We start from the raw sequence: 8,876 nt of genomic DNA on the forward strand, positions 1-8,876 counted from the left end.
AAAATAAACTCGATCGAGACAACTACTTTCAATTATAAAAGCAGTAATTTAATAAGGATTTAATTAAGCTAAAAACAAAGTTAATCATGACATTTTTTAATGGAACGTAACTTTATTAAGTATTTATTAATTAACAATGGTTGGATACTCAAACACTTATTGACTCTTAGAAATGGCGTAAATTTGACCTCGAATTAATAATCTGGTAATACCTTTTTCATAAAGGTATGGAGATGTTTTTTGTAACATTTTACCATCAGGAACTTTAATGACTTTTTCACGACGGTGGGAAAAACGTTTCGCAATACGGTGATTATCAAATACGGGAAGAGTTTTTTGCTGTATTTCTTCATCAGGAATTGTACCGAGATCGGCGAACTCTTGTAATGGTTTTACAATAAGCTCCGCAGCACGATCTACTACTAAATAACAAGTCCGAGGAAAAGAAGCTGCTGATAGAGGTAAAATTTCTAGATCGCTTGTACTGGAACTGGTATGAGGATATTCAAGTTCATCATCATCAACATTATCATCAACATCATCCTCATCTTCATCCTCATCCTCATCGTCAATTTCTTCTCCTAACATTGCACTGAGAACAGCAACATCAACATCATCCTCATCTTCATCCTCATCATCTTCATTCTCTGGCAAAATTTCTGTTTGTACCTTTGTCTGAAGTTTTATTTGAGATGATTTTTTGATTTCAAGAGGTTTTTCTGTTGTCGTATCTTCAATGGATACATCTTCTGTGTTTAATTCTTGAGTATCTTCTGCTTCTTCAGCTTTTACAGAGCTTCTGCGACGACGGCGCACGGTCGTTGAGGGAGAGATTATTTCTGGTTCTTTTTCCTTTTTTTCTGCTTCTTTTGTCTCAACCTTATCGTTTTTTATTGGTAGGATGATTTTCTGACTCGGTTTCTCTTCTACTTTTTGAACTTCTTGAGCAACAGCTTCGGTTTTTTGGCGATCGCCTCTAGGGGTGCGTGCTAAACGTTTTTGCTGAATTAATTCTTCATATTCTTCTTGAGAAAGGCTATTCTTTAAGAAACGGCTAACTGTAGAACTACTTACCCCAAATTCTGATGCCAAAGTAGATGTGGTGGCTTTTGAGTTGCGGTACAACTCAAGCATATTTTGTTTATCGTCTTCTGTTAATTTTCTGGGACTCATATACTGATTTACTCAGATTGTGATAGCAAGTTTCAAAATAGGTATAGTCTTACGAGAGTGAGCGTAAGTTCTATCGAAGCTCTCCTATGATAACGTTAACCTGAAAAATCTGATACCAAAATTATCTATGTAGCTGGAGACAATCAAAGTAAACTGCGATTTTAGAGAGCTATTCAGCTAGAAAAAATAAGAGGACTTTATGCTTTTATGAGCTAATCAAATTTAATTTTTAATTATGTAATTTTGCTTAAATATTTTAAAAATTTGATTTTTTCCAAAATATTAAATGTTGATTGTTCTGGATAACTGATACATTATTCTCTGGGAATAAATTAATACGGGTTTAAAAGCTATGGCACAACGAGAAAAGCAGCCAGCCTTATTGGTTTTAGCGGATGGAAGTTCATACTCTGGTTGGTCGTTTGGTGCGAAAGGTACTGTAGTAGGGGAAGTTGTCTTCAATACAGGGATGACTGGATATCAAGAAGTCTTGACAGACCCTAGCTATTTAGGGCAGATTGTAATTTTTACATATCCTGAACTGGGTAATACAGGAGTCAACCCAGAAGATGAAGAATCGGCTCATCCTCAAGTCAAAGCAGCGATCGCTCGTAACGTTACCTATCGTCCCAGCAACTGGCGATCTACTCAATCTCTTCCTGACTATCTTCGAGAATATAAAATACCTGGCATCTATGGCATTGATACCAGGGCATTAACTCGCAAAATTCGTTCTCTAGGAGCAATTAATGGCGGTATTTCCACTGAAATATTAGATTCGGCAAGATTATTATCTTTAGTTAGAGAAGCTCCCAGTATGGCGGGATTAAATCTAGTGAAAGAGGTAACAACTCAAGCAGTTTATGAGTGGTCTGAGGAAACCAATAACAAATGGGAATTTGCCACAGCAAAATCAGAGCAGAATTTTACGGTGGTGGCAATCGATTTTGGAGTTAAACGCAATATTCTGAGACGTTTAGCTAGCTATGGCTGTCGCGTAATTGTTGTTCCTGCTAATACCTCGTTAGAGCAAATTTTAGAATATGATCCTGACGGTATTTTCCTTTCCAATGGACCAGGAGATCCCGCAGCAGTCAAAGAAGGGATTAGTATTACTAAAGAGTTGTTGAAACTTCAAAAACCCACTTTTGGCATTTGTATGGGACACCAAATTTTAGGCTTATCTTTGGGTGCAGAAACTTTTAAACTCAAATTTGGACACCGAGGATTAAATCAACCAGCAGGACTGCAACAGCAGGTAGAAATTACCAGTCAAAATCATGGATTTGCGATCGCATCTGATTCTCTAGGCGCGGATGTTGAAATTACCCACCTTAATCTTAATGACCGCACTGTGGCAGGTTTGCAACACAAAACCTTACCTTTCTTTTCTGTCCAATATCACCCCGAAGCTAGTCCTGGTCCCCATGATGCAGATTACTTGTTTGAAAAGTTCGTCAAGATGATGACTGATGGTTAGTCCCGTCCCATCTTCGTGGGATAATATCAAGAAGGATAATGTGGTTAGCTGCTCGTTGCCAAAATATCTCCATTTGCTATTTACCCAATTACCCGCAACTTAATTACTCATTATTTATTGTTTACTTTTTTCTTCTGACTCGGTGAATTCTTAATCAGAACTTAATTCCAACTTAACTTTGGTTTCGTCGGAAGTTAAAGACACTTCTTCGTAACTGAGCTTCATCGAGAGGGAAGGGTTGATTGCTGCGCCTATACTAGCGATTGCTCCTTCTCCTTCTGAGCCAAAGCCATAACCTAAATCAATTTCCCAACGATAGCGGTTTTTTCCCAATTTTTCGGGCGAGTGAATATTCCAACCCCAGACAGCGAGATTTTCTTCTTTTTTGCGACGTTGACGGTTTTTATTTTCAAAAAATACAGCGAATTGAAAGCCCGATTCTTGAACGCTATTAAAGTTGTATTTGATTTCCGTATTAGTTTTTGAATCATCAGTGGTGTAATTCAGCCGAAAATTACCTAATTTGGAATTAATTCGCCATTGTAGCTCATTATTGTTATTTAGCTGTGCTTTCGCCAAAAAAGAAAAAAATTCATTTTTAAAAGTTAATTCTGCCCCCGCACGCAATCTTTCTGTTTCACTATTACCATCTGCAATTAAAGTTAATCCGGAAACTAAACCCCAATTAAAATCGAACTTTTGGTCTTTCTCATCTGCATAAAGATTGAAGACAATTTCTTCTGAAGGCTGTAATTTTAGATGAGAGTACAATTCTATGCCTTCTTTTCCTTGTAAAACAGAAACAGTAGTATGTAAAGGAAAATTATCTGGTTGATAAGTGAACTGACTAAAACCAAGTAAAAAGTCTTCATAAACAAAACCTAATCCTACAGTAACTTCTTCTGCTAAGCTTTGATGAAAAGCAACTCCTCCCTGGAATTCACTAACCTTTCCCAGTAGAGTATTTTGATGTTTGACTAGATTTTGTTTGCTTCCTCCTGAAATGGTTAAAGTAGAAGCCCCAGGGGCTAAAATAGGAGCAGAGTCAATGTAATCTAGCTGCTCTACACTTAAGTCTCCAGTTTTACTTTCACCCCAAGTTTTGACAGTAGTTAATCCCCAATAATTTTGTTGCTTTTCACTCTGCCAAAAAGTATGATGCTTACCAAAAATCAAATCTTCTTGGTCATTTCCATTAAGATAGGGTTCTCTTTTTAAAGAAACACCCAGTCTATCTGTTAAACCAGAACCTTTGCTCGTCAAATCGATAGTAGAGTTGAAAATATTTTGATTTGGTTTCCAATCGTCTTGCTGAATAACATTTTTGATGTACTCTTTATCTTCCAAAGAAATTGAATAAACAACTGATTCAGCTTCAAAAATATATGCTGATGGTAATACAAAGACACCTGGAGATTCTAGTGATTTTGCGGATAAGTTCGCAGGAGTGTCGGGCGCATTTTGATTTTGCGATGAAACATCTGCCAATACAGGAAGGCTGCTAGAGGCAATGCAAGCAACGCTGCCCAGAATTAAATTTGCTACAATAGCTTTCATTCATCTTTGAAGGTGTAAGGAGGAAATATGACAAGAGTTATCAATTAAATAACGAATTGACTAAAACTATAAATATTCTGTCTTTCATTTTGAAATTAAAAAGACAAAAGATTATTTATTAGTAATTACTTTAGTTTCAAAGTTGAAAAACTATTAAAGTCAGTTTCCTTATTTAGAGCAACACCACAATTTTATTTAACTCTCTTCCCTATTCTATTTTGCTAGTTTCCTAAATGGCAACAATCAAGACTAAATTCAGAAATTACACCATAATATAAAGGTTGAATGAAGTTCAGATAAATATTAATTAAAAGTCATTGCGAAGTATCACAGTTTTGTTCCCTATTATTACTCGGAGAAATCAAATTAATGAAATTATCTAACAAGCAGACATTATCATATCTTAACAAAAATGTCTTCAGTAAAAGTACGCTAAAGTTTTTAAGTGTTCTTTTATTAACCTTGGGAATATGGGGGAGTTATCGTAATTTCGCTAATGCAAAAACGGCTCAAGATATTCCTGATGAGTTAGCAGAAACTATTGAGGAGATCGAAACTGCTGCTAACGAACAAGATTTAGATCGATTAATGGAATACTATGATGAAGATTTTACTAATGAAGATGGCTTAACTACGGAATCTATCAAAGCAGCTTTAGAAAAAACATGGTCAGATTATCCCCAACTTACTTATGAGACTACTATTAATTCTTGGGAAGAAAATGGAGATGAATTAGTAGCAGAAACAGTGACTCAGATCGCAGGATCGCAAAATAGTCAGGGGAGAGTAGTTAATTTAGAATCCAAGATTAAATCCCGTCAATATTTTCGTGATGAAAAATTAGTTAGACAAGAGATTTTATCGGAAGAAACTAAGTTATCTACTGGCGATCGCCCACCTCAAGTTCAAGTTAACCTACCAGAAATAGTTAGAGTCGGGGAACAATATAATTTTGATACGATCGTAACTGAACCCTTAGAAGGAAGTGTTTTATTGGGTACAGCCTTGGAAGAAAGAACAGGTAGCAATCTTTATGTAACTCCCAGCACCTTAGAGTTAGAGCCTTTATCCGCAGGAGGTATTTTTAAAGTAGTAACCGCACCCCGCTTGAGTGATAATCATTGGTTGTCTTCCATTATCGTTCGCGGAAATGGTATTACGATGGTGACAAAACGGGTTCGTATTCAAGAATAAGTCGCAAGAGGTTGTCTAAGAAGTCAAAGCAAGGTATATTAAATTCTCCAGATCTCTCGGAGAAAGTAGTAGACTGTTGCCCCTTGATTAAAAAAACTATGATTTAGTTAGGGTCACTAGGTCTACGGGAAGCAGATTCTCATTACAGGGAGAGGAGAGTGTCTTTCGTAAGGTATGATTTTAATGCCTTAACTTATCTTATTAAGAAAACAATTAATTTGTTGAAAAAGTAAAGATTTTTTTGCTTATATTCCAACCCTTACGGCAGGGGTTTGAGGTAAGTATCCCCCAATTTGATCTGGCTTTCTCATAAACTACTTAATTAAAAAAGATCGCTCAAGTCTAAAAATCATAACCTTGTAAAATACCCAATCCCCATTATCCAATAACCTTTTCATTCTTCCCTAACTTGGCGACGTGTTTGACTACTCTCCTCAAGTATTTTCCAGCTTCATTTTCTTTAAGTAATAGATAATAACTCTGAAATGGCGATTGCAAACTTTAAATTCATGTCACAAAAATGATACAATAGTATTGTAAAGTAATCCTGATAAATGTTAAATGATAAATGAACAATAAAAAGGGGGTTATATTCGTTAAGAAAAATATCACCAAATAACATTTAAACCGCCTTTCAAGTTCATATGTTACAATTTTTGAGTCTTTTGTCATAAAAAAGCTTTTGTAAAGCTTTAAGCCTTTTTTGGAGAGATTACATGACTAGCAGTTACGGTGCAGATCAAATTCAAGTACTTGAAGGTATAGAAGCAGTACGCAAACGCCCAGGGATGTATATTGGTTCGACAGGACCAAGGGGACTGCATCATTTAGTATATGAGGTAGTAGACAATTCTATTGATGAAGCCCTAGCTGGTCATTGTACTTATATTGAAATCGAAATTACTTCTGAAGGGGAAATCAAAGTAACCGATGATGGTCGGGGTATTCCCACAGGTATTCACCCCAAAACAGGTAAGTCTGCATTAGAAACTGTCATGACAATACTCCATGCTGGAGGTAAATTTGGTGGAGGCGGTTATAAAGTTTCAGGAGGTTTACACGGTGTTGGTGTTTCCGTTGTTAACGCTTTATCAGAATGGGTAGAAGTTACAGTTTGGCGCGATCAAAAAATCCACATCCAACGCTACGAGAAAGGAATAGCCCAAGGAGAGTTACAGGTTACTCCTAATCAGGATAATCCCAAGCAAACAGGAACATCAGTACATTTCTTTCCTGATGCAACTATCTTCACTGATACTATTGAGTTTGAATACAACGTCCTAGCAGGAAGGCTAAAAGAGTTAGCCTATCTTAATGCAGGGGTCAAAATTACCTTTACCGATAATCGTGAGGATGAACCCCACCAAGAGATATATCTGTATGAAGGCGGGATTAAAGAGTATGTCGCTTACATGACTAGAGAAAAGCAAGCATTACATGAAGACATTCTTTTCGTTACAGGTGAAAAAAATGGTGTCACAGTAGAAGTTGCTTTGCAGTGGTGTATTGATGCATTTAGTGATAACCTGCTGGGTTTTGCCAACAATATTCGGACTATAGATGGTGGGACACATTTAGAAGGCTTAAAAACAGTTCTCACCCGTACCATGAATAATTTTGCCCGCAAGCGCAACAAATTAAAAGATACCGATAAAAACCTGGGTGGGGAAAATATTAGAGAAGGTTTAACGGCAGTAATTTCAGTCAAAGTACCCGAACCAGAATTTGAAGGACAAACAAAAACTAAGCTAGGTAATACAGAAGTTAGGGGTATTGTTGATTCTCTTGTCGGAGAAGTACTAAACGAATACTTAGAATTTAATCTCAATGTAGGCGATTCCATCATTGAAAAAGCCATTCAATCTTTTAAAGCAGCCGAAGCAGCCAGACACGCCAGAGAATTAGTCCGTCGTAAATCAGTTTTAGAATCTACTACTCTACCTGGTAAATTAGCAGATTGCAGTTCCCGTGACCCTTCAGAGTCCGAAATATACTTGGTTGAAGGGGATTCAGCAGGAGGAAGTGCTAAGCAAGGAAGAGACAGACACACTCAGGCTATTTTGCCCCTCAGAGGTAAAATTCTCAACATTGAGAAAACTGACGACGCGAAAATATATAAGAACAATGAAATCCAATCTATGATTACCGCGCTGGGATTGGGTATTAAAGGAGAAGACTTTGACCCTTCTAATTTACGCTATCACCGCATAGTTATAATGACAGACGCTGATGTTGATGGGGCGCACATCCGAACTCTGTTACTTACCTTCTTTTATCGCTATCAAAGAGATTTAGTAGAACAAGGATATATTTATATTGCTTGTCCTCCCTTGTATAAGCTAGAAAGAGGGCGTAATCATTACTATTGTTATAGCGAAAGAGATTTACAACAAAAAATAGCTGAATTACCAGCAAATGCTAACTATAACATCCAGCGATTTAAAGGTTTGGGGGAAATGATGCCACAACAGTTGTGGGATACTACCATGAATCCTGAAACTCGTATGATGAAGCAAGTAGAAATAGAATCCGCAGCAGAAGCAGATAGAATCTTTACTGTTTTAATGGGAGATAGGGTAGCACCCAGACGAGAATTTATCGAAACGAATGCACCCAAATTAAATTTAATGGATTTAGATATTTAGTTTGTCTAAATTATCAGTAAATAAACTATTAATGCGACTAGGATTAATAGTTGTAGTCGTATTAATATTAATTAATGGTTATTTTAATGTAGATGAATCTAGTAAAAGATCTCAATATGATGAAATATGACCGATATCGAAAATTCAGATCATTAAACTTATTCGATGTTAGTCCAAGCTAAGGACGCGACATTTGAATTGATGGATAGCGTGATGACAATAAGAAATGCTGGTTGTTTAGCGGAGTTTTCTCTGTCTCCCTTATTTAGAAGAAAATGGTTGAGTATCTATGAGGCTCTACAAGATAGCCGTCCTCAAAAAAATTTGACTCCTGGAAGGGTGGCACAGTCATTATTTTCACTTTTAGTCGAGATTGGCACCCCTGCTAGTTCCCTCAAAACCCGTGGAAAGTGAGGGGCTTGTAAGCCCCGTCTCCTGGGTGGAAAACTGGTCAAAAAAGAAGGAAAAGAAAGAACTATCCCATCGCCAAGAAGAGCCATTATCGCCCTAAAAAATCACAAAAAGAAACTGCTTAGACCTTCTTTTCCCAGCTAATTTTGATAATTTAGCTATTTTTAACTGGCTAAATTGTTTTGTGATGATTATTTTTAGTCTAAACCACAGTTGTAATATCAAATAACTTTAGATATGCTATAAACAGAGAAAGGCGATCTCAACGCGCCAGCCTTCGGCAGATCGTGAAAAAAAGGTAAAAATCGTGTCAGGAGTCCTAAAAATAGAAATTGTTGAATCAGTTGAAACCTTACAATCATTGCTGCAACAAGAAAAAAATTCTCAGAAAAGAGAAAGAATTCAAGCACTTTATT

5 protein-coding genes and 1 pseudogene are annotated in these 8,876 nt (G+C 36.7%); 4 read left to right on the forward strand and 2 right to left on the reverse strand.

What is annotated here, in order from left to right:
• Positions 1-156: 156 nt before the first annotated feature.
• Positions 157-1,173 carry a hypothetical protein gene (locus tag H1P_RS11355; protein ID WP_144867238.1) on the reverse strand — a complete coding sequence of 339 codons (1,017 nt, stop codon included), beginning with the start codon at positions 1,171-1,173 and terminating at the stop codon, positions 157-159.
• 352 nt (positions 1,174-1,525) lie between these two features.
• Between H1P_RS11355 and carA the strand changes: the two genes are divergently transcribed.
• Positions 1,526-2,653 carry a glutamine-hydrolyzing carbamoyl-phosphate synthase small subunit gene (gene carA, locus H1P_RS11360; RefSeq protein ID WP_144867239.1) on the forward strand — a complete coding sequence of 376 codons (1,128 nt, stop codon included), beginning with the start codon at positions 1,526-1,528 and terminating at the stop codon, positions 2,651-2,653.
• Between the two features lie 150 nt (positions 2,654-2,803).
• Here carA and H1P_RS11365 read toward each other — a convergent pair whose 3' ends face one another.
• Entirely contained in the window at positions 2,804-4,210 is a 1,407-nt protein-coding gene (locus H1P_RS11365) for a hypothetical protein (protein WP_144867240.1), read from the reverse strand.
• Positions 4,211-4,579: 369 nt separating this feature from the next.
• On the opposite strand from H1P_RS11365, the gene H1P_RS11370 reads away from it, so the two are divergent.
• The 3 genes and pseudogenes from H1P_RS11370 to H1P_RS39335 form a co-directional block, all read left to right on the forward strand.
• The gene (locus tag H1P_RS11370) at positions 4,580-5,404 is read left to right on the forward strand and encodes a YybH family protein (protein ID WP_144867241.1); all 825 of its coding nucleotides are present in this window, start codon (positions 4,580-4,582) and stop codon (positions 5,402-5,404) included.
• Between the two features lie 716 nt (positions 5,405-6,120).
• On the forward strand, positions 6,121-8,049 hold the full coding sequence (gene gyrB / locus H1P_RS11375; RefSeq protein WP_144867242.1) for a DNA topoisomerase (ATP-hydrolyzing) subunit B: 1,929 nt from the start codon (positions 6,121-6,123) through the stop codon (positions 8,047-8,049).
• 165 nt (positions 8,050-8,214) lie between these two features.
• A pseudogene (locus tag H1P_RS39335) lies at positions 8,215-8,370 on the forward strand (NF041680 family putative transposase); the annotation flags it as partial.
• Positions 8,371-8,876 lie beyond the last annotated feature (506 nt).

The organism is Hyella patelloides LEGE 07179 (assembly GCF_900659865.1).
Taxonomy (GTDB): domain Bacteria; phylum Cyanobacteriota; class Cyanobacteriia; order Cyanobacteriales; family Xenococcaceae; genus Hyella; species Hyella patelloides.